The 26,017-nt window shown below is 62.4% G+C and carries 30 protein-coding genes and 2 pseudogenes; 17 read left to right on the forward strand and 15 right to left on the reverse strand.

Features of this window, described 5'->3' with window-relative positions; genetic code table 11:
• Positions 1 to 33 precede the first annotated feature (33 nt).
• Positions 34 to 555: a winged helix DNA-binding protein gene (locus K3725_RS16560; RefSeq protein ID WP_260016368.1), complete on the forward strand. Its 522-nt coding sequence runs from the start codon at positions 34 to 36 to the stop codon at positions 553 to 555.
• A 175-nt stretch (positions 556 to 730) separates the two neighbouring features.
• On the opposite strand, the pseudogene K3725_RS22640 reads toward K3725_RS16560, so the two are convergent.
• Positions 731 to 835 (reverse strand): annotated as a pseudogene (locus tag K3725_RS22640) (IS5/IS1182 family transposase); the annotation flags it as partial.
• On the opposite strand from K3725_RS22640, the pseudogene K3725_RS16565 reads away from it, so the two are divergent.
• Positions 824 to 1,039 (forward strand): annotated as a pseudogene (locus tag K3725_RS16565) (hypothetical protein); the annotation flags it as partial. The pseudogenes K3725_RS22640 and K3725_RS16565 sit on opposite strands and share 12 nt — an antisense overlap.
• A gap of 59 nt (positions 1,040 to 1,098) precedes the next feature.
• Here K3725_RS16565 and K3725_RS16570 read toward each other — a convergent pair.
• Together K3725_RS16570 and K3725_RS16575 are read right to left on the reverse strand one after the other, a co-directional pair.
• Positions 1,099 to 1,749 carry a Fic family protein gene (locus tag K3725_RS16570; RefSeq protein WP_260016369.1) on the reverse strand — a complete coding sequence of 217 codons (651 nt, stop codon included), beginning with the start codon at positions 1,747 to 1,749 and terminating at the stop codon, positions 1,099 to 1,101.
• Positions 1,750 to 2,347: 598 nt separating this feature from the next.
• On the reverse strand, positions 2,348 to 2,650 hold the full coding sequence (locus K3725_RS16575; protein ID WP_260016370.1) for a hypothetical protein: 303 nt from the start codon (positions 2,648 to 2,650) through the stop codon (positions 2,348 to 2,350).
• A gap of 300 nt (positions 2,651 to 2,950) precedes the next feature.
• On the opposite strand from K3725_RS16575, the gene K3725_RS16580 reads away from it, so the two are divergent.
• On the forward strand, positions 2,951 to 3,418 hold the full coding sequence (locus K3725_RS16580) for an aminoacyl-tRNA deacylase (protein WP_260016371.1): 468 nt from the start codon (positions 2,951 to 2,953) through the stop codon (positions 3,416 to 3,418).
• A 51-nt stretch (positions 3,419 to 3,469) separates the two neighbouring features.
• Here K3725_RS16580 and K3725_RS16585 read toward each other — a convergent pair whose 3' ends face one another.
• Entirely contained in the window at positions 3,470 to 3,754 is a 285-nt protein-coding gene (locus tag K3725_RS16585) for a zf-TFIIB domain-containing protein (protein ID WP_260016372.1), read from the reverse strand.
• A 153-nt stretch (positions 3,755 to 3,907) separates the two neighbouring features.
• Here K3725_RS16585 and K3725_RS16590 point away from each other — a divergent pair, with 153 nt between their 5' ends.
• Positions 3,908 to 4,516 carry a hypothetical protein gene (locus K3725_RS16590; RefSeq protein WP_260016373.1) on the forward strand — a complete coding sequence of 203 codons (609 nt, stop codon included), beginning with the start codon at positions 3,908 to 3,910 and terminating at the stop codon, positions 4,514 to 4,516.
• A 15-nt stretch (positions 4,517 to 4,531) separates the two neighbouring features.
• On the opposite strand, the gene K3725_RS16595 is transcribed toward K3725_RS16590, so the two are convergent.
• Positions 4,532 to 4,939, reverse strand: coding sequence for a universal stress protein (locus K3725_RS16595; protein WP_260016374.1), 408 nt, complete (start codon positions 4,937 to 4,939; stop codon positions 4,532 to 4,534).
• Between the two features lie 117 nt (positions 4,940 to 5,056).
• Positions 5,057 to 5,380: an antibiotic biosynthesis monooxygenase gene (locus K3725_RS16600; protein ID WP_039180660.1), complete on the reverse strand. Its 324-nt coding sequence runs from the start codon at positions 5,378 to 5,380 to the stop codon at positions 5,057 to 5,059.
• A 153-nt stretch (positions 5,381 to 5,533) separates the two neighbouring features.
• On the opposite strand from K3725_RS16600, the gene K3725_RS16605 reads away from it, so the two are divergent.
• Positions 5,534 to 6,193 carry a hypothetical protein gene (locus K3725_RS16605; RefSeq protein WP_260016375.1) on the forward strand — a complete coding sequence of 220 codons (660 nt, stop codon included), beginning with the start codon at positions 5,534 to 5,536 and terminating at the stop codon, positions 6,191 to 6,193.
• Between the two features lie 27 nt (positions 6,194 to 6,220).
• Positions 6,221 to 6,706 carry a HugZ family protein gene (locus K3725_RS16610; RefSeq protein ID WP_260016376.1) on the forward strand — a complete coding sequence of 162 codons (486 nt, stop codon included), beginning with the start codon at positions 6,221 to 6,223 and terminating at the stop codon, positions 6,704 to 6,706.
• A gap of 10 nt (positions 6,707 to 6,716) precedes the next feature.
• On the opposite strand, the gene K3725_RS16615 is transcribed toward K3725_RS16610, so the two are convergent.
• The 3 genes from K3725_RS16615 to K3725_RS16625 all read right to left on the reverse strand — a co-directional run bounded on the left by K3725_RS16615 (position 6,717) and on the right by K3725_RS16625 (position 11,318).
• The gene (locus tag K3725_RS16615; protein ID WP_260016377.1) at positions 6,717 to 9,008 is read right to left on the reverse strand and encodes a glycosyl hydrolase family 28-related protein; all 2,292 of its coding nucleotides are present in this window, start codon (positions 9,006 to 9,008) and stop codon (positions 6,717 to 6,719) included.
• Positions 9,009 to 9,105: 97 nt separating this feature from the next.
• Positions 9,106 to 9,507, reverse strand: a complete 402-nt coding sequence (locus K3725_RS16620; protein ID WP_260016378.1) for a DUF4864 domain-containing protein — start codon at positions 9,505 to 9,507, stop codon at positions 9,106 to 9,108.
• 167 nt (positions 9,508 to 9,674) lie between these two features.
• Positions 9,675 to 11,318, reverse strand: a complete 1,644-nt coding sequence (locus K3725_RS16625) for a lysine--tRNA ligase (protein ID WP_260016379.1) — start codon at positions 11,316 to 11,318, stop codon at positions 9,675 to 9,677.
• A gap of 252 nt (positions 11,319 to 11,570) precedes the next feature.
• On the opposite strand from K3725_RS16625, the gene K3725_RS16630 reads away from it, so the two are divergent.
• A complete protein-coding gene (locus tag K3725_RS16630; protein WP_029204852.1) occupies positions 11,571 to 11,993 on the forward strand; it encodes a tellurite resistance TerB family protein in 423 nt (140 codons plus the stop codon).
• A gap of 121 nt (positions 11,994 to 12,114) precedes the next feature.
• Positions 12,115 to 12,522 (forward strand): DUF2513 domain-containing protein, encoded by a 408-nt coding sequence (locus tag K3725_RS16635; protein WP_260016380.1) that lies wholly within the window; start codon positions 12,115 to 12,117, stop codon positions 12,520 to 12,522.
• A 55-nt stretch (positions 12,523 to 12,577) separates the two neighbouring features.
• On the opposite strand, the gene K3725_RS16640 is transcribed toward K3725_RS16635, so the two are convergent.
• Together K3725_RS16640 and K3725_RS16645 are read right to left on the reverse strand one after the other, a co-directional pair.
• Positions 12,578 to 13,393, reverse strand: a complete 816-nt coding sequence (locus tag K3725_RS16640; RefSeq protein WP_260016381.1) for a cyclase family protein — start codon at positions 13,391 to 13,393, stop codon at positions 12,578 to 12,580.
• Between the two features lie 117 nt (positions 13,394 to 13,510).
• On the reverse strand, positions 13,511 to 14,422 hold the full coding sequence (locus tag K3725_RS16645) for a PLP-dependent cysteine synthase family protein (RefSeq protein WP_260016382.1): 912 nt from the start codon (positions 14,420 to 14,422) through the stop codon (positions 13,511 to 13,513).
• Positions 14,423 to 14,540: 118 nt separating this feature from the next.
• On the opposite strand from K3725_RS16645, the gene K3725_RS16650 reads away from it, so the two are divergent.
• A complete protein-coding gene (locus tag K3725_RS16650) occupies positions 14,541 to 14,930 on the forward strand; it encodes a helix-turn-helix domain-containing protein (RefSeq protein ID WP_260016383.1) in 390 nt (129 codons plus the stop codon).
• Here the strand turns inward: K3725_RS16650 and K3725_RS16655 are convergent.
• Together K3725_RS16655 and dacB are read right to left on the reverse strand one after the other, a co-directional pair.
• The gene (locus tag K3725_RS16655) at positions 14,908 to 15,627 is read right to left on the reverse strand and encodes a GNAT family N-acetyltransferase (protein WP_260016384.1); all 720 of its coding nucleotides are present in this window, start codon (positions 15,625 to 15,627) and stop codon (positions 14,908 to 14,910) included. The two genes, K3725_RS16650 and K3725_RS16655, sit on opposite strands and share 23 nt — an antisense overlap.
• A 109-nt stretch (positions 15,628 to 15,736) precedes the next feature.
• Entirely contained in the window at positions 15,737 to 17,224 is a 1,488-nt protein-coding gene (dacB, locus tag K3725_RS16660; protein WP_260018627.1) for a D-alanyl-D-alanine carboxypeptidase/D-alanyl-D-alanine-endopeptidase, read from the reverse strand.
• Between the two features lie 132 nt (positions 17,225 to 17,356).
• On the opposite strand from dacB, the gene K3725_RS16665 reads away from it, so the two are divergent.
• Complete coding sequence (locus tag K3725_RS16665) at positions 17,357 to 18,163, forward strand: DMT family transporter (RefSeq protein WP_260016385.1); 807 nt, start codon at positions 17,357 to 17,359, stop codon at positions 18,161 to 18,163.
• On the opposite strand, the gene K3725_RS16670 is transcribed toward K3725_RS16665, so the two are convergent.
• The gene (locus K3725_RS16670; RefSeq protein ID WP_260016386.1) at positions 18,143 to 18,775 is read right to left on the reverse strand and encodes a nicotinate-nucleotide adenylyltransferase; all 633 of its coding nucleotides are present in this window, start codon (positions 18,773 to 18,775) and stop codon (positions 18,143 to 18,145) included. The genes K3725_RS16665 and K3725_RS16670 overlap by 21 nt on opposite strands.
• A 139-nt stretch (positions 18,776 to 18,914) precedes the next feature.
• Between K3725_RS16670 and K3725_RS16675 the strand changes: the two genes are divergently transcribed.
• The 7 genes from K3725_RS16675 to K3725_RS16705 all read left to right on the forward strand — a co-directional run bounded on the left by K3725_RS16675 (position 18,915) and on the right by K3725_RS16705 (position 25,453).
• Positions 18,915 to 19,976 (forward strand): peptidoglycan-binding domain-containing protein, encoded by a 1,062-nt coding sequence (locus K3725_RS16675; RefSeq protein WP_260016387.1) that lies wholly within the window; start codon positions 18,915 to 18,917, stop codon positions 19,974 to 19,976.
• Positions 19,977 to 20,083: 107 nt separating this feature from the next.
• Complete coding sequence (locus tag K3725_RS16680; protein WP_260016388.1) at positions 20,084 to 21,478, forward strand: KAP family NTPase; 1,395 nt, start codon at positions 20,084 to 20,086, stop codon at positions 21,476 to 21,478.
• Positions 21,479 to 21,724: 246 nt separating this feature from the next.
• Positions 21,725 to 23,380, forward strand: coding sequence for an energy-dependent translational throttle protein EttA (gene ettA / locus K3725_RS16685; RefSeq protein ID WP_260016389.1), 1,656 nt, complete (start codon positions 21,725 to 21,727; stop codon positions 23,378 to 23,380).
• Entirely contained in the window at positions 23,377 to 24,003 is a 627-nt protein-coding gene (locus tag K3725_RS16690) for a hypothetical protein (RefSeq protein WP_260016390.1), read from the forward strand. Before ettA ends, K3725_RS16690 begins: the two co-directional genes overlap by 4 nt.
• Positions 24,004 to 24,324: 321 nt before the next feature.
• Positions 24,325 to 24,699, forward strand: a complete 375-nt coding sequence (locus K3725_RS16695; RefSeq protein WP_260016391.1) for a DUF4157 domain-containing protein — start codon at positions 24,325 to 24,327, stop codon at positions 24,697 to 24,699.
• A 137-nt stretch (positions 24,700 to 24,836) separates the two neighbouring features.
• Positions 24,837 to 25,055, forward strand: a complete 219-nt coding sequence (locus K3725_RS16700; RefSeq protein WP_260016392.1) for a hypothetical protein — start codon at positions 24,837 to 24,839, stop codon at positions 25,053 to 25,055.
• A 152-nt stretch (positions 25,056 to 25,207) separates the two neighbouring features.
• Entirely contained in the window at positions 25,208 to 25,453 is a 246-nt protein-coding gene (locus K3725_RS16705) for a hypothetical protein (RefSeq protein ID WP_260016393.1), read from the forward strand.
• Between the two features lie 72 nt (positions 25,454 to 25,525).
• Here the strand turns inward: K3725_RS16705 and K3725_RS16710 are convergent, their stop codons facing one another.
• Positions 25,526 to 25,951, reverse strand: a complete 426-nt coding sequence (locus K3725_RS16710; protein ID WP_260016394.1) for a thioredoxin domain-containing protein — start codon at positions 25,949 to 25,951, stop codon at positions 25,526 to 25,528.
• Positions 25,952 to 26,017 lie beyond the last annotated feature (66 nt).

Consider the following 26,017-nt stretch of genomic DNA (forward strand, 5'->3'; position numbering starts at 1 on the left):
ACCGGGGTTTTATCAATAATGAAGGAGCTAAAGATGGCTGAGAACCAACCGGACGGCCGCCGAATCGTCTCCTCCCGCCATCTGGCAGAGGGCGACGGATGGGAACTGTCGGAACTGGAATACGGGCTGATCGTCGCCTTCAATGCATTTTCGCGCTGGACCGCCCGCTGCATGTCCGCGGCCGGCCAGCCCGACCTCAGCCCGCTGGAAATCCTGATCCTGCACAACGTCAATCACCGCAGCAAGGACAAGCGCTTGTCCGACATCTGCTTCCTTTTGAACATCGAGGACAGCCACACGGTGAACTACGGGCTGCGCAAACTGCTGAAGGCCGGGCTGCTGGACTCAGAGAAACGCGGCAAGGAGGTTTTCTATCGCACCTCGGCAGTGGGCGCGGACCTCTGCGCCGCCTACCGCGACATCCGCCGCCATTGCCTGCTGGATGGATTGGACGCAGGCGAATTGCCAGGACAGGACCTGCGCGAGCTGGCCCGCAGCCTGCGTGCACTGTCCGGGCATTATGATCAGGCCAGCCGCGCGGCGGCGTCACTTTAGGTCCGGCCCCATTGATTTCAGGTGTTCGGCATTGTTCACCGGCAAAAGACGAGCGGTGACGGACACAATCATTTTTGTGCTGTCACCGCACGATGCTGCCATGGCTTTCCAATTGGCAAGACACAAGCCAACGGCAACGTTTTTCAGATCCGGAAGTGGTTACTGCAACGCTAGGTCATGTTGACAAATGTCTGAGCCAGAGCCGGATGGATGTAATGTCGATGAAGCCCAGGAAGCTTTCCCTGGTTTTGTCGTAGCGAGTTGCCACGCGGCGGAGAACCTGGAGTTCGAAGAAACCGCCCGCCTGCGCGACGAGATCAAACGGCTGGAGGCGGTCGACCTCGCCATCTCCGACGACCCGCTGGCCCGGCAATCGGCGGTGGAGGCGGCGTCCGAGGCGGCCGTCAAATCGCGGGGGCGGTCAACGGCTGGGAAGGCCGGGACAAGGGCGTGCCGGGGCAAGTCGCAGAAGAAGTATTCGTAGGGTGGTCACCACGGAATTCGATAGCTTTGAGCCAATGCACTTACAACACAAACGCAGGATTATTTGCCGTCGTCGTTAGGCCCATCTTCCGTAGCTTCATCGCTACTGTTCGCAGACGCGAGTTGTTGTTCAAGCAAACGCGCGAGGAAATCATGTAGAGCCCCTAAGTCAAGTGCACCTTTTTCCGCACTGGCATCTACGGCTTTCATGATCTCCACGTACTCACCTCTATTCTGCCGAATTAACTCAGGCAAGATCGGTGTTCCTGGCAACCATCCTCCGAGTTTCACGCAAAGCACAAAAAGGCAAGCAGCCCTGGCAGTTCGACCGTTGCCGTTAATGAACGGATGGATGTAGTTCAATCGCCATAAAACGAAGGCTGCTAATACTAGCGCATCTTGTTCCACCCAATGCCGATTTACTTGATTGACAAAATCGTCCATCAAACCAGGCACTTGAAACTCAGCCGGTGGATGGTATTCACCAACTGTCACGGGGCAAGGGCGGAATTCGCCAGCTGATGTGTGCAAGCACGCAATCGCGTGAAAATTCAACGCCTTTAAAACAGTTTGGGACAAAAAAGGTCGATTTACGGCTAAGGCACCTTCGACTGCCGACCTAAGAAAATCGTACTGCCTCGAACCATTTTCAATCGCAAATTTCTGGTAGGCGGGGTGATTTTCCCCGCCTGTCAAATCTATCAGGATCAATTAACAGACAACCCTTCCAGTTTTTTGACGACTTTTTCGATTTGGTCTCGTGTAATCGTGCTGTCTTCGTCCACTCCACTCATTATGAACGAGATTCTCTGCGCTCGCACTTCTTCTTCCGAGAGACCCCGCTTAGCTGCGGCTGCGAGCTTCTCAAGCAGCCGCGGAGATGTAGACAAGTTTGTCATATGCCCTCCTAAGCGTCTTACCATTCAACAGAAGACGCATTGAGTATTGTAACCATGTACATTGGGTGTGTCACACATTTCCTAGAGTCACACCAAATCACGGCAGGATTGTGACCAGTATAACACCTGCGACTTTCTTTACGGTTAACCTGCGATGAATGGCAAGATACACAGCACACTTTACCCCGTACTGCAAACATTCAGTTTAACACGAACCAGCTCCCTAACTCGCACGACGCCACCTAAAAAACAGCTCCGCAAAAGGTTAATCACTTATAAATAAACAAGGTTTCGCAGCGAAACCCCCTTTCATTTACACCCCTCACCCAGCCACCGCTCCCCCGCCCCAAGCCACAAAAAACCCCTCCGGAAATTCCGGAGGGGGACCACTCTTCACCACGTATTCCAAATCAGTTGTCGGCGGCGGTCTCGGTGCCGGTATCTTCCGGCGGGGTCACTTCGATGCCGGGCACGGTGATCTCGGCGTCTTTCATCTCCACGTCGACATCCGGCACCTTCACGGTGGCGGTTTCCTCCGTCAGCTCGACCGACCCGACCTCGGCATCGAACTCGGGCAGCTGGCCGCCCTCGACGCTCACCTCCACATCCGGCAGGCGGGCCTCTTCGGTCTGGTCGACGTCGATCATGTAGAACGCGGCGGCGGCGGCAATAACGGCGGCCACTCCAATGGCAACGGCAGATCCTGTCTTCATGGGTTTTCCCTCTCGATTACCTGGCACCACAGCGGTGCGTCGCAGGGATAACGGCCCAGGGGCGCAATGGGTTCCCAGGATATTTCCGCGGGTTGCAGGCCCGCCGCCCCGCCCCCTTGCCCGACTCACCCCTTCGGGCGCAGACTGTCAGGCACCATAAACCTGCGCGCGCCCCGGCCTGCCGCTTGCTGCGCCCAGGGCTGATGCCGCCGCCAGATCAGTGAGCCGGAACGCTCCCGCGGCGGCCAGGACCTGCGCCACGCGCTGCCGGGGTCCCGCCCCAGACAGGAGGACCCTTCGATGATTGCCTCACGCCTGAAACATCATCTGGAGGCACAGGGATTGCCCTTTGCCACCGTCCGCCACCCCTATACCGCCACCGCGTCCGAATGCGCCGAAGCCGCCCATGTGCCGGGCGGCCATCTGGCCAAATCGGTCCTGATCCACATGGAGGAAGGCCCGTTTCTGGCGGTGATCCCCTCTGACCAGAAGGTCGATCTGCACAAGCTGCAGTCGATGGTCGACCGCCGCCTTGGCCTCGCGCCGGAAATTGAACTGGATCAGGTCTTTGATGACTGCGACCCCGGCGCGGCGCCTTGCGTCGGCGCGGCCTATATGGTGCCGACGGTGATCGACGACAGCCTCACCGGGCTCGACAAAGTCTGGTTCGAGGCCGGCGACCACAAGACGCTGGTGGAAATGAAAGGGTCCGATTTCGACACCCTGATGAAGGACGCCAAACACGGCTCCTTCTGCACCATGCACTGATACCCGCGGCCAGCCGCCCCCGTGATGCCGGGGCGGCCCGGCTGGCGGCATTCAGAAGTCGAACAGATCTTCCAGGAAGTTCTTCGATTTCTTCTTGAAGGACTTCTTTTCGTACTTCTTTTCGTATTTCCGGCCATCTTCCCGGCCGTGCTCCCGGCTGCGGTCGTCATAGCGCTGCGGCTGCGGCGCGGGCTGCACCGGCTGGGCGGAACGTTCGATGATCTTGTCCAATTCGCCCCGGTCCAGCCACACGCCGCGGCAGCGCGGGCAATAGTCGATCTCGACCCCGGCGCGGTCGGACATCACAAGTTCGGTTCCGTCAATCGGGCACTGCATGCGCGTCTCCTTCTGCAACTCCAGCCTTTCACGTGGGCACCGCTTTGGCCTCCTGCAAGGCAAAACCAGTGCAAAATCCCGCAATTTGCAGCTTTCCGCCCGTTTCCAGAAAGCTGACGCATGGTAAGCTGGGACCAAATCACGGAGGCTTACATGAGCAGCAAGACCATCCTCGCCGGGCTTCTGGCCCTGATCTTTTCCTGCGCCACGGCCCTTGCCGGGGGCGATGGCGGCGGCGGCAGCCGGGACGGCATGGATTCCGGCGGCGGCCAGCGCAGCGGTCTCAGTTCCAAGACCACCAAGGCGGTTGTGACCACCCTGACCCGCGGGTTTGAGCGCTGCGGCACCCTGCCCTGGGCTTACAAATACGACTGCTACCGCCATACCTACAAGCTGGCGGCGCAGAAGCTGGACGGCAACCAGGCCTATGCCGAGGCACACAGGGCGCTGGTTCTGGTGGAAGAAACGCTGACCCGGGCCGTCAAGCAGAACCTGGATCCTGCCCAGCCGGTCAAGCGCAAGGGGCTCAACCTGTACCGCCCGGTGAAGCGGGAGGCGGTGCCTCAGATCAAGCGGCAGACCGAAGCGGCAATGAAGAAGGCCGAAACCATCCTGCTGCGCTCACCGGCGAACAAGCAGGTCCATTATGCCCGCATCGCAGAAGCGGTGAATTCGAACAAGGTTCTCTTGCGCTCTGCTCTGCTGCCCGGCGGCATGATCCGGCTGGCCTGGAGCCTGCTGAAAGCGGCGGTCCCGGCCTGAGGGCCGGCCCGCGCCTCAGCGCACCACATGCACGGCGCAGGCCGCGTGGCGCACCACGTGGCCTGAGGTCGACCCCCAGATCAGGTCCTGCATCGACGGCCGGTGCGAGGCGAGGATGATCAGATCCGGGCCGTTCTGCTCTGCCCAGTCCAGGATGGTGCGGCCGGAATGGCCTTCCACCAGCACGCCTTCGGCATTGGGCAGCGTCTTGGCCAGCCCGTCCAGCTCTGCCTGCAGCGCCGTGCGGGTGCCCTCCATGAAATCCGCCGGGATATAGGAAATCGCATAGGCCGGCACTTCTTCGATCACATGCAGCAGCGTCACCTTGGCGTTGGGGGCCGACAGCAGCCGCGCCACCTTGAGCGGCCCGGTGGTGTCGCGTTCGGGGTCAAATGAGACCGGAACCAGAATATTGTGATACATGGCATTTCTCCTTTCGCTGCAAGTCTGCACTGCGCAGCCGGCAGGCGGTTTGACGTGGATCATGCGCGTCACCAAAACCGCAAGGCAGCTGCGGCCCCAGCTGCCCTGAGCGCGCCCTCAGGCCCCGAACACCTCTGCGACGTCATACATCACCGGCTCGAAGCTGCGGCACAGCTCGTTGATCTTGCGGTTGCGCTCGCGCATCTCCGGGCTGCGCAGCATCGCCATGAAATCCTCGCGGCGGCGCCATTGCGAGTAGTTGGCGATCCGGGTCTGCGCATCATTCACATGCAGCCCTGCCGCAATGAAGCCCGGCTGCTTGGAGATGAACTCCGCATAGGCATTTTCAAGCGCCTCCAGCAGGTCCTGGCAAGTGCCCGGCGTCATCTCGAATGTGGTGATAACGGTCTGGATGTCCGCGGTTTTTGCTATTTTCGGCATTGGCTCCTCCGTTGACGTGATCCCAGCCTACGCCCGTTCGCGCATCAAGCGCACGACATTTTTTACGGCACCCCTCCCGGTGGCCTGAAAGGCAGTTAACACAACCTTAACCATAAGGCCGAACCCTTGCAGCACTCGCAACGAGGTTTCGGGATGAGACCTGCCTATGCCGCCTGTCTTGCCGTGCTGCTGGCCCCGCCGGCGGATGGCGGCGCTTGGCTTGAGGCGCCGGGCCAAGGCTTTGCTGCAGCCAGCGCCAGCTACCGGCAGACCGCCAGCGGTGAACAGCACGAGCTGAGCTATTACGGCGCCTATGGCATCACGCCCAAGCTGACGCTGGGGGTGGACCTGAACCAGACCGGCGATCTGTCCGGCCATGCGCTGATCTTTGCCCGGATGCCGCTTTATGAGGGCGCGCGCTACCGGCTGGCGGCAGAGGCCGCCTTTGGCGGCAATCACGACCGCGGTTTTTGGATGATGATGCAGAAGGCCACCCTGTCCTATGGCCGCGGCTTCGACACCGGCACCATCAGCGGCTGGCTGGCCATCGATGCGGCCTATGAGCTGCGCAATAGCGGGCTGGCGGCGGTCTGGAAACTGGACGCCACCCTGGGCCTGAACCGCCCCGGCAAACCCGCCCCGATGCTGCAGATCGAGACCTCCAAGCCGGATGGCGGGGTGTTCTCCTACACGCTGACGCCGTCGCTGCGCTATCCCTTGCGCACCGGGCGCGAGCTGGTCGTCGGGGTAGAGCACCGCAGCGCGGGAGAGGGCAGCCTTGGCCTGAAGCTGGGGCTGTGGCAGAAATTCTGAACCCTTTCCGCAAACAGATAGCGCGCCATGACCGATGTGATCCGCCCCACCGATGACCAAGCCCGCGGGATGGCCCGCGGCCTGATGACCAGGGCCCGGTTTGCCGCGCTTGGCGTGCTGCTGGAGGGCGGCCAGCCGCTGGTGACGCGGGTGGCCTTTGGCCTGGATCCCCAAGGGCATCCGATCAGTCTGATCTCCGATCTGGCGCAGCACACAGGGGCGCTTCGGCAGCACCCGGCCTGTTCCCTGATGGTGGGGGAGCCGGGCGCCAAGGGCGATGCGCTGACCCACCCGCGGCTCAGCCTGCTGGCAGAGGCGGCCTTTGTGCCGCGTGGCGGCCCGGAGCATGATGCTGTTGCCGCGGCCTATCTGGCGCATCAGCCGAAGGCCAAACTGTATCTGCAGTTTGCCGATTTCAGCTTTGTCCGCTTTACCGTCACGGCAGCGCATCTGAACGGCGGCTTCGGCAAGGCGTTCCGCCTTGCCGCCGCTGATCTGCTGCCAGGCGGTTAGGGCCACCGCGTCAGGACCCGCTGTCCATCCGCAGCAGCACTTGCACCTGCCCCTTGACCGCTTCCGGCCAGCGCAGGTTCACATTGTCGTTGTTCGCCCCCTGCGAGACCTCTGCATAGGAGGTGATGTAGCGGGTGCTGTTGCCGCTGGTCTGCAAAGCGCCAAGCGGCACCACGCTGTCGACAAACCGCGCATGGCCCTCAAACGGCAGCTCGCCGCCGCCGGCAACCGTCCAGGTGGAGGCGGCCGAGGCCTGATTATGCACCCGCCGCAGCGGGTTGGCCGACTGGATCAGAACGTTGTGGTACATGTTGCCGCTGAAATCGACGTGTTTGGAGCGGCTGAAGTCCAGATTGGCAAAGCTGGTATCAACCCGTTCCGCGCGGTCGATGGTGCCATTGAGGGAGCGGAACTTGTTGCCGGTGACAGAGACCCCGTTCAGGAAGTTGCCGCTGCCGTAGGGTTTGATGACGAAGTAGCTGAACCAGGGTGCCACATCGCCGGACAGGAACACATTGGCGGTGACGGACAAGGCGCTGAAGGAAAACCCGCCGTTGAAGTCCGGCGTGGTGTCGCGCTCGTTGGTCCATTCGATGAAGCAATTGTCGATGTAGTTGTCCGACACAGTGGAGGTGCAGTTGTTGGCGGTCAGCACCAGCCCGGCTGTGCGCACCCCGTTGGGCACCGCGTCGCCCTGAAAGAAGTGGTTGCCGGCCACGGTGTTGTAACTGCCGCCCAGCACTGCGAAGTGCCGGAACCGCGTGGCGCGGTTGCTGCGCAGCTTGGAGTCATTGGCATTGACGTTGAGGCCGATACTGACGCGGTTGGGCACATCCAGCGCGTCTTCATTCGACAGGAACTGGCAATTGTCGATCAGAACCCCCTGGCAGCCGGTGCCTGTGGAGGTGATGCCGCGGTCCAGCGGGCGGGAGAAAAAGCAGCTGTCAAAGGTGTTCACCGACCCGGAGGGCGCCAGCCGCACGGCGCTGCAGCGGCCGTTGCACTGGAACTCAATGTCCTGCAGCCCGAATTTGCTGAGCGAGCCGAAGCCGCTGAAATCCAACAGGTATTTGAAGTCGCGGAAGGTGAAGTTCTGGGTGCCCTCTGCATCATAGAGCGCGCCGCTGAGGGTCAGCTCGCCGGCACCGGTGTTCTTGGATCTGACATAAACCTCGCGCCCGACGCCCGCGCCTTCGACCAGGGAGCCAACGGCGATGTTGGCGATATTGGTGACATTGGTCAGCTTCTTGGCATCCGCAGCGCTGTAGGTCGCCTGCGACGTTACCACCTGCGTGTCCCAGGCGGCGCTGTCCGCGGCTTCGATCTGGCCGTTGCGGATGATGCGGCGGGTGGCATAGGAGGTCTTGTTGGGCACCGCCGCCGCCATGCCGATGGGGGCGCTGACGGTGATCTTGCGGCCCATCAGGTCCAGCGATTCATGGTCGGAGTTGTTCAAGAGTGCCTGGAACGCCTTCCGGAACCCCAACCCCTCGTCCCCGAAGGCTGCGGCGTAGGAGGGAAAATCGAAGTTCCGGGTCAGCAGCAGCATGGCGCTGTCCGGCATCTCGACCGTGCCTTCAAACACCGCCTCGTGGTTCAGTGACACGGTGCTGGCCAGATAGAACTCCCCGGCCGGCACCAGGATGCGGCGGCCGTCTGCAGCGGCGTCGGCGGCCTCGAATGCGGCGGTGCAGTCGAAACTGCCGTTGCCCACCGCGCCATAGTCGGTGACGTCCACCACGTTCAGCATGTCGCGCAGGAAGGCGCTGGTGATGTCGGTGATCTCGATGTCATCAATCCGCACCACGCCGCCGTTGGCGCCGGTGAGGTCGAGGCCGAGATGGCCATAGGCCGCATCGCGGCCCCAGGGCATGTCCACGCCGCCGCGGCTGCCGCTGCCGACGATGCCGGTCACCTCCACCACCTGGCCATAGGTGCTGAGCGCAACCTGCGGCGCAAATTCGGTGACGCCGCTGATGTGGCCGCCGCCTGCCGCCGCCGCCCAGCCCGCAACCCGGACCGACGGCAGCGCGCCGCTCATGGCCTTGATGCGGACCTTGACCTGCAGGTAGCAGCCCGGCTCCAGCGGCGTTTGGCCCATGAATCGCAGTTTCTGGGTGTTCTCGATCTTCTGCATCTCCAGGCAGCCGCCGAAATCGCCATCCGCCGCCACAAAGATCGCATTGGCGGCGCCGTCATAGGTGTCAGACCCCGGTGTGCCGTCGCCGCTGGACCAGACGCCCAGACCCTCCGCAAAGGCGGGGGGCATCAGCTGCAGACCGTCGGTGATTGCCTTGTTCATGGAAGCTTCCTTTCCTGCTGCGCATCTCGCGTTCGGGAAAAAGGAAGTACAGAAAGGGTGTTAAATTCCGCCCAGCGGTGCGTACGCTGCCCTGGGCTCAGACGCTGCCGGCCTGCCCTTTCAAAAGGTGCACCGCATTGATTTTCCAGCCGTTTTCCAGATTAACCATTTGGTAATCCAACAGGTGCACGGCGCCGCTTTGATCGGTGATCATGACCCGTTGCCACAGGCTGCCCGCCACTTCGCGCAGGTCCAGGTAGCGCACCTCTGCCGGGCGCCAGACCATCGGATAGCCCTGCTGCACCATTTCGCCAAACCGCTCAGGCGTGCCGAAGATCCGCCGGATATCCGGAGAGGCATAGGTGAACGCCGTCTCAGCATCATTGTTCAGGAAGGCCTCAAACTGAGAGCCGATCACAGCTGTGACCGGCTCTCTCTGGGCAAAGGCCGGGAAGGTCAGAAGAAAAACACTTACCCCCGCAAACAGAACACTGCGCATCTGTCCCTCCCGGTCCGTTTCTTAATGTTAGGACAGAGTGACGCTGCGTCAAACATTTTTTGCGATCTGGTAATTTTGTTGCGCAGGGCGGGGCCGCGGGCGGCAAGGCTGGAAACGAAGAAGGGCGCGGAAACCCGCGCCCTTCGATTGCAATAGACTGTTCAGGCTCAGGCCAGCTCGCCCGCGAGTGCCTTTTCGATCAGCGCAATGGTGTCCTCGACGCCGTAAAGCGCGATAAAGCCGCCGAAGCGCGGGCCCTGAGAGGCACCCAGTAGCACCTCGTAGATTGCCGAGAACCAGGCGCGCAGCGGCTCGAACCCGTGGATCTTGCCGATTGCAAAAACCACGGATTGCAGGAATTCCTCATCCGCGAAATCCGCCTCGGGCAGCGGGTCGGTGTTGCCGGCGATCTCGTTCTTTTTGGCAATCGCGGCCAGGGCGGCGTCCGCCGATTTCAGCGCATCCGCCAGATCGCTGAGCGCCGCACGCTCCTGATCGGTGGGCAGGCGGAATTCCTTGGCCGGCTTCACGAAGTCATTGAAGTAAGCGACTGCAAAGCCCGCCGCCTGATCCATGCCCGGATGAGTTTCGGGGGTGGCGTTGGGGGCGTATTTGTTGATGAAGCCCCACATGGTTTCCTTGTCCTCTGCGCTGGAGGCAGAGGCCAGGTTCAGCAGCATCGAGAACGGCACCACCATGTCCGACTGCGGAACGTCGCCGCCGTGGATGTGCCAGACCGGGTTGTTCAGCTGCGCCTTCAGGTCCTGTGTGTGGTAGGCGCGCAGCTGCTGATGGTATTCGTCCACCGCCTTGGGGATCACGTCGAAATGCATCCGCTTGGCGGTCTTGGGCTTCTGGTACATGAAATACGCCAGACTCTCGGTCGAGGCGTAGGTCAGCCATTCGTCGATCGAGATGCCGTTGCCGGAGGATTTGGAAATCTTCTGGCCGTTGGCATCGAGGAACAGCTCATAGGTGAAGTGCTCCGGCGCGCGCTGGCCCAGAACCCGGCAGATGCCGTCATAGATCGGCGTGTTGGTCGAATGATCCTTGCCGTACATCTCGAAATCGACGCCCAGCGCGGCCCAGCGGGCGCCGAAGTCCGGCTTCCACTGCAGTTTCACGTTGCCGCCGGTGACCGGCAGGGTCCATTCCTTGCCGTCCTCGTCGTCAAAGGTGACGGTATAGGTCTCGGCGCAGACCTTCTTCATCGGCACGTACAGAACGCGGCCGGTGTCCGGGTGGATCGGCAGGAAGATCGAATAGGTCTGGCGGCGCTCCTCACGCAGGGACTTCAGCATGATCGCCATGATGTCGTCGTACTTGTCGACGGCGCGCTTCAGAATCTCGTCGAACTGGCCGGTGCCGTAGAATTCGGTGGCCGAGTAGAACTCATACTCGAACCCGAAGGTGTCGAGGAACCGGCGCAGCATGGCGTTGTTGTGGTGGCCGAAGCTTTCGTGTGTGCCGAACGGGTCCGGCACCGAAGTGAGCGGCTTTTGCAGGTGTTCTGCCAGCGCCTCCTGGTTGGGGACGTTGCCGGGCACCTTGCGCATGCCGTCCAGATCGTCGGAGAAGCAGATCAGCTTGGTGGGGATGTCCGAGATCACCTCGAACGCTTTCTTGATCATGGTGGTGCGGGCAACCTCGCCGAAGGTGCCGATATGCGGCAGGCCCGACGGGCCATAGCCGGTTTCGAACAGCACATAGCCCTTCTCCGGCGCGCCCTTGGCATAACGTTTGAGAACCCGGCGGGCTTCTTCAAACGGCCAGGCTTTGCTCTTCAGAGCCTCGTTGCGCACATCAGACATTTGCGTTCTCCATCGGCGGCAGTTCTGTCAGCTATCGGCGTGCCGCGTGATCATCCCGGACGCCCCATGCATCCGGCCCTTCCCTCTATTGTGCCTGTGCAGCATGAGTCAATAATGGCAGCCCTTCCGGCACAGGGATTTGCGGACCCGGGGCTTGCAAAAATTGCCGCAGCGCGCGGTCTGCCGTTGAACCCGGCTGCGGGCATACCTATCCTGATTGCATCGCAATATTTCCAGACAAGGAATTCGTCCATGACAGAGCAAACCCCGCACCCGATGTCCCCGCAGGACTGCCTGGTGGCGCTGATGGTGGCGGTGTCTGCCTCGGACGAGAACATCCGCACCGCCGAGCTGGTCAAAATCCAGTCGGCGGTGAACATGCTGCCGGTGTTTGCCGATTATGACATCGACCGGGTGGCCCGCATTTCCCGCACCGTGTTCGACCTGTTTGAGCAGGAGGACGGGCTGGAAGCCCTGTTCGGCCTGATCCGCGGCGACCTGCCGGAGCGGCTGTTCGAGACGGCCTATGCGCTGTCCTGCGATGTGGCGGCAGCCGACGGGGTGCTGGGCGAGACCGAGCTGGAGTTCCTGGCAGAGGTCCGCTACGAGCTGAACATCGACCGTCTGCACGCCGCCGCGATCGAGCGCGGCGCGCGGGCGCGGCACATGGTCTGACCCCCCGGTTGACGCAGCTTCCCTTGCCTGCCGTGCATGGCGGGGTTGCACAACGCAGGCTTGCAGAGAATTTGACCTGCTCCCATTTCGCGCTAGTTCGACGCGCAGCGGGAATCGGTTCATGGTCAGGTGGCAAAGAGACATCGGTGAAATTCGCAGGCTTCTGCTCGAGATCGAGGGCGGGAAGGAGGCTTTCTGCGCCCTGCCGCGCACTTCTGCCGAAGCGATGATGCTGCCCGCAGAGGAATGCCTGCCCGACGCCGAGGCGCGCAAGCTGTCCTATCATCTGAGCCTCTTGGAAAGCGCCGGGCTGGCCCGGTTCAGCCGGCTGTCGAACGGCAACTGGCATGTGCGCGGCCTTACCTGGAGCGGCCATGAGCTGCTGGACAATATCCGCCGCGACGACATCTGGGAGGCAGTGCGGGACCGCCACCGGCAGCTCGGCGGTTTCAGCATGGAAATCCTCAGCGAACTGGCCAAGGATATCATGCGCCGCGAGGCAGGCAGGCTGCAGCCATCCGGCACCTGAGCAAGCTTTCTCCGGGGACCCGGCCGGCGCAGCCCCCTGCGCCGGCCGTATCACATCAGGCCAGGGCCAGAATGCGGGCCGGCCCGCCGGAGCCGCCGCGGTGCGCAGGCGCCCCCACGAACAGCCGGGCGCCGCTGGCAGGCACCTGGTCCAGATTGGCCAGGTTCTCGATCCCGTAGCGGTTCTGCGGCAGCCAGGCATAATGCGTCGCAAAATCCGTGGAGGGCCCGTGGTCCAGCGACAGCGTGTCCACCGCCAGCGCCACGGCGCCGGTTTCCAGCAGCATCTGTGCCGCTTCCACATGGAAGCCGGGGAAATGCATGACACCTTCGCTGTCGGCATTGCGGAAGCCGTCGCTGCCGGTTTTGCCGCCCCAGCCGGAATGCATCGCCACGCAGGCGCCATCCGGGATGTCGCCGTGTTCGGCGGTCCAGGCCTTGATGTCGTCCGGCGTCACCTGGGCGTGCGGGCTTTCCGCGGCGCGGGCGGCGATGTCGATCACACAGAGCGGGCAGATCAGGTTCTGCACCGGGATCTCATTGACCGCCTGCCCATCCGCCGAGAAATGCAGCGGCGCGTCGATATGGGTGCCGGTGTGCTCGTTCAGGGTCAGATTGAACAGGTTGAAACCGTTGTCCTTGAAATTGAAGGCCTGGGTGATCTCCACCCCGGGCTGTCCGAAATAGGTCGGGAAATCGGCGTCATAGGCATGGGTCATGTCCACCACCCCGCCGTGCGCCATGGCGGCAGCGGGGGCAGAGGCGCCCGCCCCAAGGGCGGCTCCGGCGGCGGCTGCGGCACTGGCCTTGAACAGCGACCGGCGCGACAGCATCCGGTCCTTGACAGCATTCATTACGCAATGGTCACACATGGGTTTCTCCCTGGCTGGCGCCGCCTTGCTGGCGGCTGCATTGGCAGGAAACTAGCCTGAGTTGTGCAATGTCAAACCCCTGCGCGCTCCACTGGCTTCACGTCTGCGCCAGACCGGTCAACGGTAGAGCGCGGACTTGAGGTAGCGCAGGCCGGTGTCGATCACCACGGTGACCACCCGCTTGCCCGGCCCCAGCGCCCGCGCCCGCTGCAGCGCCGCCCGGATGTTGGCGCCTGAGGTGATGCCGCCCAGCAATCCCTCCTGCTGCGCCAGCATACGGGCTGCGGCAAAGGCGTCCTCGTCCCGGACCGGCACCACATCGTCAACCAGATCGCGGCGCAGGATCTTGGGCAGGAAGGAGAGGCCGATCCCCTCCAGCTGGTGGGTGCCGCTGGTGTCGCCGCCCGACAGGTTGCGCACGTGGTAGGGCTCGATGGCAATAACGCGGGTTTCGGGGTTCACCTCCTTCAGCACCTCTGCATTGCCGGAGATGCAGCCGCCGCCGCCGGTGGCCATGACAAATTCATCCACCCGCCCGTCCAGCTGCGACAGGATCTCCCGCGCCATACCGTGGTAGCCGCGTTTGTTGTCCATGTTGTTCACCTGATCGGTCCAGAACACGCCCGGTTCCGCCGCCAGTTCCCTGGCCCGCGCAATGGTGCGGTCGATCACGCTGGCGGTCAGGATGCCGCCCTCGGCGTGGATGATCTCCACCTCGGCGCCATAGGCGCGCATGGTCTGCAGCTTCTCCTCCGAGAACGCGTTGGAGGAGACGAAATGCGCGCGGTAGCCGCGGGTGGCGCAGACCATCGCCAGCGAGCTGCCGGTGCTGCCGCCGGTGTATTCCACCACCCTGCCGCCGGGTTTCAGATCGCCGCGCCGCTCCGCCCCTTTGATCATCGACAGCGCCATCCGGTCCTTCATGCTGCCGGTGGGATTGGCGCCTTCCCATTTCACCCAGACCTCTGCCATGTCCGGGGTGGTCAGATGCTTCAATTGAACAAGCGGCGTGTTTCCGATGGCGTTCATGCTGCGGGTCTCCCTTGCTGTGCGACTCACTTTCAAATTTAAAGTGACTATGCAGAGGTGACTTTCATTTTGAAAGCCATTAAATGCAAAGGGCAGGAAAACTCACCGGAGCCGCGCCATGACCCAGCCGCAGACCCAATTCCGCTCGCGCTGTTCGATTGCCCGCACGCTGGATGTGCTGGGGGACAAGTGGACGCTTTTGGTGGTGCGCGACCTGATGTGGCACGGCAAGCATACGTTCCAGGAGCTGCAGGCAAGCGAGGAGCATATCGCTGCCAACCTGCTGTCAGAGCGGCTGAAGCGGCTGATGGCACTGGGGCTGGTGACGCGCGAAGCCTATCAGGACCGGCCGGTGCGCTACCGCTATGCGCTGACGGAGGCGGGCCGCAGCCTGGAGCCCCTGCTGCTGCAGATCATGGGCTGGGGCCACGCGCATCTGGGCGGCGGATTGTATGACCCGCAAACCGGGCGCACGGTGGCGGACGCTACCGCCGATGGGCCGCGATAAGCCTGCTTAGGCTCTGTTTCTGCTGCCCCTCAGCGTCGAAATTGCCGGGATCGAGCCATTCGGCATAAGCCGCCTCCAGCCGCGGCCATTCGCTGTCCAGCACCGCAAACCAGGCGGTGTCGCGGTTGCGGCCCTTATAGACGACGGCCTGGCGGAACAGCCCCTCATAGGTGAAGCCCAGCCGCTCTGCCGCCCGGCAGGAGGGCGCGTTCAGCGCGTCGCATTTCCACTCATAGCGGCGGTAGCCGAGGTCGTTGAACACCCGCGCCATCATCAGGAACATCGCCTCTGTCGCGGCGGGCGTGCGCTGCAGGGAAGGTGCATAGGTGATGCCGCCGACCTCGACCACGCCATGTTCGGGCTTGATCCGCATGTAGCTGGCCACCCCTTCGGCCCGGCCGCTGGCGCCGTTGACGATAGCGAAATAAGGCTGCGCATCAACGCCGCTGGCCCCCTGGATCCAGGCGTGCAGCCCGGCTTCGGTGCCAAACGGCCCCCAGGGAATATAGGTCCAGATCGCGCCGCTGGGGTCCTGACTGAAGGCGGCAAACAGATCCGCAGTGTGGCGCGCGGCGTCCAGCGGCTCAACCCGGCAATAGCGGCCTGTCAGACCCTCGTGGCCGGGAAGGCGCGCGCCCTGCCAGTCCGGCAGCGCAGCACCGATGGGCTGGCCGTGGTCATTGAAATACTCGGTCATGGTCTGATCCTTTGCGTTCCCGGCAGGCAGTTTCCGCACGCCGGTCTGCCTGCAAACCGGCCCAGCGCAAACGTCCGGAAAGTGAAAATTTTCCCAGACCAGTCAGAGCCTAACTGCCGTAAACCGCGCCCCAGCGTTCGATCAGCTGCTGCTGCAGCTGCTTGGCCCGGCGGTTCCAGCTCTTGGCGCCCTGGGGGCGCTCGCGCTGCGCCCGGGTCAGGCGGTCGCGGGTCTTCTGGTCCGCACTGAAGATGGCAAAGGCCAGCACGGTGCCATCTGCCGCGGTCATGAAGCCGCCGAGACCGGAGACGAAGTTCAGCGTGCCGGTCTTGGCAGCGACCTTGATCGGGTGCCCTTTGATGATGCGGCCCTTGGCGTCGCGCATCTGGAAAGATTTCAAGAGCGGTTTCAGCTGGCCCGCCTTATAGGCTGCCACCAGCGCGCCGGTCAGATCCGCCGGTGTCATCCGGGAATCTTCGCCAAGGCCGGAGTGATCCACCAGCCGGCTGCCGGACATGCCGTATTTGGCCGCGGCCCAGCGGCTCATCTCCGCTGCTGACGCCTTGAGCGAGGCCGGGCGGCCGGCGCGGGCCGCGGTTGCGGACATGCCGATCATCTCTGCCATCAGGTTGTTGGAATATTTCAGCATCGCCTTTAGCAGCACATCCAGCGGCGGGCTGTGGTGCTGAGCCAGCAGGGCGGCTGAGGGCAGCGCGCGGGTCTCCTTGGGCTTCGGCAGCTTGATGCCGTTTGCCCGCGCCATGGTGCGGAACACGTCCCCCGCATACGCGGCCGGGTTGCGCACCGGCAGCCAGCGGGAGCCGCCCTTGCCCAGCGCCTTGGAGGCGACGGTCCAGTGGTCCACACCGCTTTTTTCCGCATAGGTGAAGACCGGCACCGCGCGGGACTGGATCTCCATCCGGGCGGTGGCGACCTCGGGGCGGTATTTCTCGGTGCGGGCGTCCATGGTGATCGCCCAGCCGCCGCTGGCGGCGCGCTTCCACTCGAAATGCACCCGGTTGAAGTTCAGCGAGATGCCGGAAACCGCAGGGGAATAGCCGACATGATCGGGCTGGTCCGGGTCGATGGTTTTAACGATGGGCAGCGCGCCGTCCCAGATCAGGAACTTGCCGCGCACCTCGCGCACGCCGGCGGTCTTCAGCGATTTTGCCAGCAGCGCCAGATGATCGGTGTTCAAGAGCGGGTCGCCGCCGCCCGCCAGGATCAGGTCGCCGTTCACCACGCCGCCCGCAACACCGCCGGTGGCCAGGATGCGGGTCTCGAACCGGTGGTCCGCCCCCAGCACGTCCAGCGCGTAAAGCGCGGTCAGCGCCTTGGCGACGCTGGCAGGCGGCAGGGCCTGGGTGCCGCCGGAGGATTCCAGCACTTGGCCGGTCTTCACATCCGCCACCGCGCAGACCGCCTCGCCGCGCAGCCCCGCGCGTTCAATCAGCGCCTTCAGGCCGTCTGCGCCCGCCGCCAGGGAACTCACCTTGCGGGCAACAGGCCGCAGCGAAACCGCCGGCGCATTCGCCAGCGCAGAGGAGCCCGCCAAAGCGGCAAGCCCGGAAAGGAGGAATGTCCGGCGTGAAGTCATCTTGTTCATTTTTAGGATCAGGAGCGGCTCTACTTCAATCCCCGATCCGCAGCTTTGCGCCGCAAGGTCCGGGCTTTTTCACACTGGCAAGTCCTGCTACCGCTGGCAGCCATGTTTCAGGCAGTACTCCTCATGTTCGCGGCCATGTCAATGATCCCCGCAGGCGACCTGTGCGGGAAGCTGCTGACCGGCGCCGGGCTGGCCACGCCCGCCTTTGTCGCCTGGTCCCGCTTTGCCATCGGCACCGCGCTGATCCTGCCGTTTGTGCCGCGCCGGGCGTACTCCCTGCTGGGCGACTGGCGGCTGTGGCTGCGCGCCGGATTGCTGACCGGCGGCATCTTCTCGATCCAGCTGGCGCTGCAGACCGAACCGCTGGCCAATGTCTTTGCCGCCTTCTTCATCGGGCCGGTGGTCAGCTACGTGCTGTCGGTGCTGTTGTTGCGCGAGCAGGCAACTGGCCTGCGCAGCCTGCTGATGGCGCTGGGGTTCCTGGGCGTGCTGGTGGTGGTGCGGCCGGGGTTCGGCGGCTCGGTCAATCTGCTCTGGGCGGTGCTGGCGGGCTGTTTCTACGGCGGCTTCCTGACCAGCTCGCGCTGGCTGGCGCATGTCGGCACACCGCTGGAGCTGAGCCTGACCCAGCTGCTGCTGCCGGCCCTGCTGATGCTGCCGCTGGGCCTCGCCAGCCTGCCGGAGTTCACCCCCGCCACCGCGGCGCTGACGGTGGGGAGTGCGGCGTTCTCGATGATGGGCAACCTCTTGCTGCTGTTTGCCTATGGCCGGGTGCAGGCGGTGAAGCTGGCGCCGATGGTCTATTTCCAGCTGGTCGCCGCGGTCGGCCTGGGCTGGGCGGTGTTCAGCCAGCTGCCGGACGCCTGGACCTGGGCCGGGCTGGCGGTGGTGCTGTCGGCCGGGCTGGCCTCAGCCCTCCTGCGGCGCTGACCAGCCGCCGCGGGCGCGGATTTCCGTCGAGCTGGCATCCACCATCGGCAGATTGACAAAACACCAGGCCGGGCTTTCGGCCTGCGCCAGCAGCTGGCTTTCGCTGCCTTTCAGCATCGCATGGCGGTAAATCCGCGCTGCCGGGGAAAACCGGGCCGAAATCCGGTCGCCAGGCCGCGCCAGCACACCTACCGGCACCGTATCCAGGATCTGCTGCCAGTCCTTCCAACGGTGGAAATGGGTGAGGTTGTCGGCCCCCATCAGCCAGACGAACCGCACGCCCGGATGGCGGCGGCGCAGGTGGCGCAGGGTCTGGGCGGTGTAGCGGGTGCCAAGGTCCGCCTCGATGCCGCTGATGTGGATGCGGGGGTGCTGCACCAGCGCCTCTGCCGCAGCGATCCGGCGCTGCAAAGACGCCGGCTGCCGGGTCTTCAGCGGGTTGCCGGGCGACACCAGCCAGAACAGGTGGTCGAGCCCGAAGCGTTTCAGCGCCGCATGGGAAATCGCCGCATGGCCGCGGTGCGGCGGATCAAAGGATCCCCCCAAGAGCCCGACGGTCATGCCCGGGCGGATATGCGGCAGCTTGCAAACCATGAAGGCCTTGATGCGCATAGTTTCCGGCTGAGATCAATCGCCACACGCACCGGTGCTGCACAACCCTGCGCAGATTGCCTGAAACGCCGCTTTGGGTGTAGAATTTTATTGCGCGGGCAGTGTTTCCGGCCCGCTGGTTCCAATATGCGAGTTCACCATGGCTGCCAAGCTTTCCGCCTCCGTCGGGCGCAAGGGCAAGAACCTGCCCGAAGACGTCAAAACCGTTCAACAGCTGCTGAATGCCTTTGCCGGCCAGTCCGGGATCAAGAAGGTCAAACCCGACGGCACCCCGACGCCGGTGCTGGAGAAGATGATCGGCCAGTTCCAGCAGGAGATCTGCGGCTTCAAGCCCGACTGCCGCATCGACCCTGGCAAGACCACCATCAAGAAGCTGAACGCAGGTCCCGGCAAGGCCAAGGCTGAGAAGAAGGCCAAGGAAAAACAGGACGAAAAGGCTAAGGAAGACGCCAAGGCCAAGGCGGTGAAGGCCGCCAAGGACGCGGTGATGAAGGAGGCCAAGGCCAAGTCGCTGGACAAGGGCGGCTGGGCCGCGCTGCTGGAGGAGATCGAGGACTATGCCACCTCGCTCTACGACAGTTATTTCGCCAAGGGCGCAAAAAAGGGCGAGGACCCGCAGACAGCTGCCAGGCAAGCGGCAGAGAAAGCCGCCAAGGAAGCGCAGAAGAAGGCCGCGGAAAACGTCATCAAAACCGTGGACACCGGCGGCCTGTGCAAGCCGGGCCGCCTGACGGGAAAGACGCAAGGGGTGCAGAAGAAGATCCTCGACGTGCTCTACGAGGTCTCCTCCCACTACGGCGAAACCATCCATGTGGTCTCCGGCCTGCGTGACAAGAAGGGCCAGGCCAGCGCCATGTACGGCGGCTGGAACAGCCATCTGAAGCGCGGCAGGATCTATTCCTACCTGAAAAGCAACGAGGACCTGCGGCTGGAGCTGGACGGGTTTGTGCAAGCGGGGGACAAGAAGGGTTTCATCGCGTGCATGTTCAAGAAGGCCAACTGGAAATACATCTCGCGCCACTTGTCAGGCCAGGCGGTGGATGTGACCACCCGCACCGATCCCAAGATCATCAGCGCGCTGTCCACCTGCCTGCGCTACCTGGCGGAGCGCAACAGCGAAGGCATCAAGTGCCACCACTTCGACAACCGCAAACTGATCTACCCGGTGCCGGACAGCGTGAAGAAGAAGTGGAAGATGTGAGGGGGACTGCCTCTGCAAAACGCGAGGGACGGGAAGAGATCGGACCTTGCCATCCCCTAGGGTTCGGCGTTCGATGCACGCATTGAGTGCAAAGAGCGGAGACCACGATGCGCCTGACCGTGCCGGAGCCGAAGATTGAGTTGTATAAAGATGGTTTTGCCAAGCACGACCAGCTGAACCGGGAAGAGACCGGAGACAAACTGTCTGATCTGGTCGAACGCATCGACGACCCGCTGGTGATCGCGCTGGACGGCGCCTGGGGGTCGGGCAAGTCGTTCTTTCTGAAATGCTGGGTGGGGGAGCATCTGAAACGGCAGGGAAACACCACCCAGACCGTCTATTTCGATGCGTTCCAGCATGATTTTCTGGATGACCCGCTGATTGCGCTGACCGGGGAGATTGCCGAACGGTTCCGAGACCCAGAAGCGGGAAAGCAGGAAACAGATCAGGCAAGAGCGTCTGCCCGCAGATCGAAATTGAAGAAATCAGCCTGGGCAGTCAGCAAAGCTGCGGGGCGCATTGGCCTCTCCGCTGTTACCTTCGGCGCCACCGAAATCCTGAGCGGCATGGGCGACGAGATCGCCAAATCCGCAAGCGAAGAAGCCAAGGCCTTTCTCAGCAGTGACGCGGGCGACGATGAAGCCGAGAAATTCTGGAATGCCCACGACGCCCGGATTGCCGCGATGGAGGCGTTTCGCTTGGCACTGACCGAACTGACGGAACCCGACGAAACTGGGCATCCCCAGCGCAAGCTGGTCATTGTCATCGACGAGCTGGACCGCTGCCGCCCGGACTACGCGCTGTCGCTGCTGGAGATCATCAAGCATTTCTTCAACGTGGACGGCGTGCATTTTGTGCTGGGGGTGAATCTGACGGAGCTGCAGAATTCGGTGCGGGCGCGGTATGGGAGCGGAGTGGATGCTGAGACGTATCTGCAGAAATTCATTTCCCTGTATTTTGCAATTCCACGCAGGACAAAACCAAACAGCAAAGATGAACTGTGGGAGAATTATTTTTCCGCCCAATGCATTGCATTAGGCCTGTCGGAAGAACGAGAAACTCTTGCGATCCAAACTAAATGGATGCTGCAAGCCCTAGTTCGAGACCACCCAGTTTCCCTTAGAGACGTGGATCGCGTCCTGTCCGTCATTGCGTTGACCCCAGAAGAATCAACACAACTGCCACCCGAAGTGAGTTTGATACTTGCAGGGCTGGCAGTAGCAAAGGCGTTACTACCGGAGAAGTACCCAAATCTGAAATATGAAGGTTTCGACCCGCGGAGTTTTAAGGAATGTTTCTCACTTGGAAACATATCCTCAAACGAAATACGTCCGCTTTACCAAGAGATATGGAACAATGCGTTTGGGTTGACTGCGCAAGGTGCCATACTGTCAGTGGATCACAGGGGCGTTTTCGCTCGCTTGCTTAGGGCTCATGGCAACCTGACGACATACATCAATCATCTGGCTGATTATCATCTAGAGAGATTCAAAATGACATAACCTCGGGTACTTCTTCCCAAGGCCCAAAAATCACCAGGGGGAAGGTCAGGCGCGGGCCGTGCCGCTGCGTGCCACGTCCCGGGGGACTTGCTGCATCCGTTCTGAAATAACGCAAACGGCACCACCCGGTGCACAGGGGGTGCACGCTTGGCACCCCCTCGCGCAGGCCTGCTTCCCGCATTGCCCCGCCGCCGCCCATCCGCTATCACTCCCGCCAGCGAATTTCCCCCTTAACGGAGCGAGCACATGGCCTCCTACCAGTACGTCTACCACATGCAGGGTGTCTCCAAGACCTACCCGGGTGGCAAGAAATGCTTTGAAAACATCCACCTCTCCTTTCTGCCCGGCGTGAAGATCGGTGTGGTCGGCGTCAACGGCGCCGGTAAGTCCACGCTGATGAAGATCATGGCCGGCCTCGACAAGGATTTCACCGGCGAGGCCTGGGCCGCTGAGGGCGCCAAGGTCGGCTACCTGCCGCAGGAGCCGCAGCTGGACGAGAGCCTCAGCGTGCGCGAAAACGTCATGCTGGGCGTGGCGGAAAAGAAAGCGATTCTGGACCGTTACAATGAATTGGCGATGAACTACTCGGACGAGACCGCCGAGGAGATGGCCAAGCTGCAGGACGAGATCGACGCCCAGAACCTGTGGGACCTGGACAGTCAGGTCGACGTCTCCATGGAGGCGCTGCGCTGCCCTCCGGATGATGCGCCGATCAAGGATCTGTCGGGCGGTGAACGCCGCCGCGTCGCGCTGTGCAAGCTGCTGCTTGAGGCGCCCGACATGCTGCTCCTCGACGAACCGACCAACCACCTGGACGCCGAGACCATCGCCTGGCTGCAGCAGCACCTGATCGACTACAAGGGCACCATCCTCTGCGTCACCCACGACCGTTATTTCCTGGATGATATCACCGGCTGGATCCTGGAACTCGACCGCGGCCGCGGCATTCCCTACGAAGGCAACTACTCCGCCTGGCTGGAGCAGAAGGCGAAACGCCTGGCGCAGGAAGCCCGCGAGGACAAGGCCAAGCAGAAGACGCTGGAGCGCGAACTGGAATGGATGCAGCAGGGCCAGAAAGCCCGCCAGGCGAAGTCCAAGGCGCGTATTGCCGCCTATAACGAGATGGCCAGCCAGTCCGAACGCGAAAAGGTCGGCCGCGCCCAGATCGTCATTCCGAACGGCCCGCGCCTCGGCTCCAAGGTGATCGAGGTTACTGGCCTTGCGAAACACTATGGCGACAAGCAGCTGATCGAGGGCCTCGACTTCTCGCTGCCGCCGGGCGGCATTGTCGGCGTGATCGGCCCCAACGGCGCCGGTAAATCGACCCTGTTCAAGATGCTGACCGGCCAGGAGCAGCCCGATTCCGGCTCCGTGGAATACGGCGACACCGTGAAGCTGTCTTATGTCGACCAGTCGCGCGATGACCTGAAGGACAATGAAACCGTCTGGGAAGCGATCTCCGGCGGCGCCGAAATCATCGAGCTGGGCGACGCGCAGGTCAATTCCCGCGCCTATTGCTCCTCGTTCAACTTCAAAGGCGGCGATCAGCAGAAACCGCTGAGCCTGCTGTCCGGCGGTGAGCGCAACCGCGTGCACATGGCGCGGCTGCTGAAAGAGGGCGGCAACGTGCTGCTGCTTGACGAACCGACCAACGACCTGGACGTGGAAACCCTGCGGGCGCTGGAAGACGCTCTGGTCGATTTCGCCGGCTGCGCCGTGGTGATCTCGCACGACCGTTTCTTCCTCGACCGGATCTGCACCCATATCCTGGCCTTTGAGGGCGACGCCCATGTGGAGTGGTTCGAGGGCAACTTTGAGGACTATGAAGAAGACAAGAAGCGCCGCCTGGGTCCGGATGCGCTGGAGCCCAAGCGGCTGAAGCACAAGAAGTTTGTGCGGTGAGCAAGATCAATCGCCCGGGTTTCCCAAATAGCAACGGCTCCACAGATTTTGTGGAGCTGTACGCTGGGATTGGATACGTCGTGTCTAAATGGGAACATCTTATGACGCGCGTATTTGCACTTCACAGCCAGTTGTCCACCGGCGACATGGTGTCCAACTTGCCGACTTACAGTTCTCTTGGAAATTCTCGCCAGCAGATGTCGGCAACGCAAAATGTCATTGATTTTCGTTTGAACGAATTTCAAAATGCCCGATCCGCTGATCGGCCATGCACCCTCGCACTAACAGAAGAACTCAAGCGAAGAAATAAGTCGATGTTTGGACGAATATCCAATTTCGCCAAGAAGCGGAACAAGGTGGTTCACGGACAAATCCAAAACGGGCGCTTCACAAAAAACGAGAACGGTAAAACGACCGAATACTCAGGATTGTACGTCACCTCATCCCTTTACTCTCAAACCCAACTAAATCTATGGGATGGAAAAGATTACTTCTATAGCGGAAAAGAACTTTTCGATATCGGCAGCAATCTCGAGACGTGCCGGTCGGACTTCAACCAACTCGGTGACGATGTACTCCGATTTCTTCGGGAAATTGATGGAAAAGCAGCGGTAGCTTGGTGAGGCAAGTCGGCACCCACACATGGAATAGCTTCTGTATTGCCGACATATTTTTGCTTTGTTTGTATTCCTTGAGTCCTACTGTCGCTCAACACAAGGCCCGGACCTGACCTTGGGAGGGCGCGAATGCGCCTTCGTCATGCTGAAAGCATGCCTCCGGCATGACGGGAAGGTCAGGCGCGGGCCGTGCCGCTGCGCGCCACGTCCCAAGAAGGCAGAACATTGTCCCGCCCGCACCGTTTCGCCTTTTCCCTGCTCTGCGCTATCATCCCGTCAGGCGCCCGGCGCGCCTTGTATTGATTGAAGCGTTGAAAAGGATCTCTCATGCCCCTGAAACCGGAAGACGTGAAGGCAAAAGTCGAAGCCCTTGGCGGCAAGAAGGCCAAGCGCAAGCGGCTGAAGACGGAACCGGAGGGCACCAAAGGCCGGAAGCTGCCCGGCGATGTGCGCAAGGGGCTGGAGGCGCATTTCTCCAAGGCGAAGCTGGCCAAGGTGCAGGTGCACGTCGGCGGCAACGCCAAGGATGTCTGCAAAGAGCTGAAAGCCAAGGCCTTCACCTATGGCAACGACATCTACTTCATGAAACCGGGCGACGCCAAGAACCCGGACTTGCTGGTGCATGAGCTGGCGCATGTGCTGCAGCAGGGCAAGGGGCGGATGCCCAAGGCCAAGGACGGGGTGGCGCTGACCTCGAAATAGGGCCTGCGCGCCAAATATTTAGGCTGGTTTGTAAGCACTGCCGGAATTTTAACGCTTTGATAACACTCTTGGCCGGATGATGGGCGCAGGAGCAGGCGGGCATTGGCGCCGGGCTGCGGGGACGAATTGGGGACGGCATGGCCTGGGCAGGTATCATTCTGGGTATGGTTGGGGGCCTGTGCGCCGCAGTGGCGGGCTATGCAGTTGCCGGGCTGCCCTGGTGGGCCTGCCTGCTGATTTATCCGGCTGCAGGGGCTGTCGTGGCTCTTCTGGCAACCGCCCTTCTCTACTGGCTCAGCCGGGCGGCAGGGCCGGACAGCGGGGTCACCCCCGGCGGTCAGCTGGCCGCCGCCTGAATCGGGCGGCACCGCCTTCGCAGAAACAACCTGACGAACTACCCCTGACATAACGCCCCGCGCGCAATTCGCCCTAGGGTATCATTTGCAGTATTGCCTGCCTGTGTGCATGCCCTATCTTTTGCAGGTGGGAACCATGGGGGAAAGGCTGAATGGCCTGGTTCAGCGCATTATTCGGTGTATTGGGCGGCCTTGTCCTGGCCGTGGCTGCCGGTACGGCAGGCGGCTGGCCGGTGTGGCTGATTGTGCTTGTGTATCCTTTTGCCGCCGCTTTTCTGATGCTGGGGATGCTTGCCCTGCAGCTGTGGCGCAGCGGCAGTTCCGGCGGCGAGGAGGACAGCACCGGCAAAAGCAGCGGCCCCGGGGCCAAGCAGAGAGAGCAGCTCGATCAATTCTGATCTCCGGCGTGGTTCCGGCAAGGGCCGGCTGCGGCCCGGGCAGAGGGACAGGTTGCGGCCCCAGACGCGGCTTCAGACGCGCAGCCAGCTGATGATCTGGCCCGCGCGCATCGCTCCGGCCTGGCGTTTCTTTTCCTTGCCGCGCTCAAAGGCGATCAGCGCCGGGATGCCGCGGATGCGGTAGCGGGCGCCGGTGGATTGGTGATCCTGGGTGTTAAGCTTGACCAGGCGCGCGCGGCCGGCGAGCGCCTGGGCGGCCTTGGCATATTCCGGTGCCATCATCCGGCAGGGGCCGCACCAGGGCGCCCAGAAGTCCGCCACCAGCAGCACGTCGTCATTCTGCACCGCCTTTTGCAGCGTGGCCGGGTCCACATCAGCCGGTTTGGACGGCATCAGCGCCGCACCGCAACTGCCGCATTTCGGAGCGCTGCCGAGCTTTTCCTCCGGCACCCGGTTCAGCTGGGCGCAGGTCAGGCAGGTCAATGTCTTGGCACCCATAAAGGATCCTCCGGATGTATCCTGCCCGGCAGATACCGCCGCACACAGGGCGGCGGCAAGGGCAAG

Origin of the sequence: Leisingera sp. S132 (genome assembly GCF_025144465.1) — a bacterium.
Taxonomy (GTDB): domain Bacteria; phylum Pseudomonadota; class Alphaproteobacteria; order Rhodobacterales; family Rhodobacteraceae; genus Leisingera.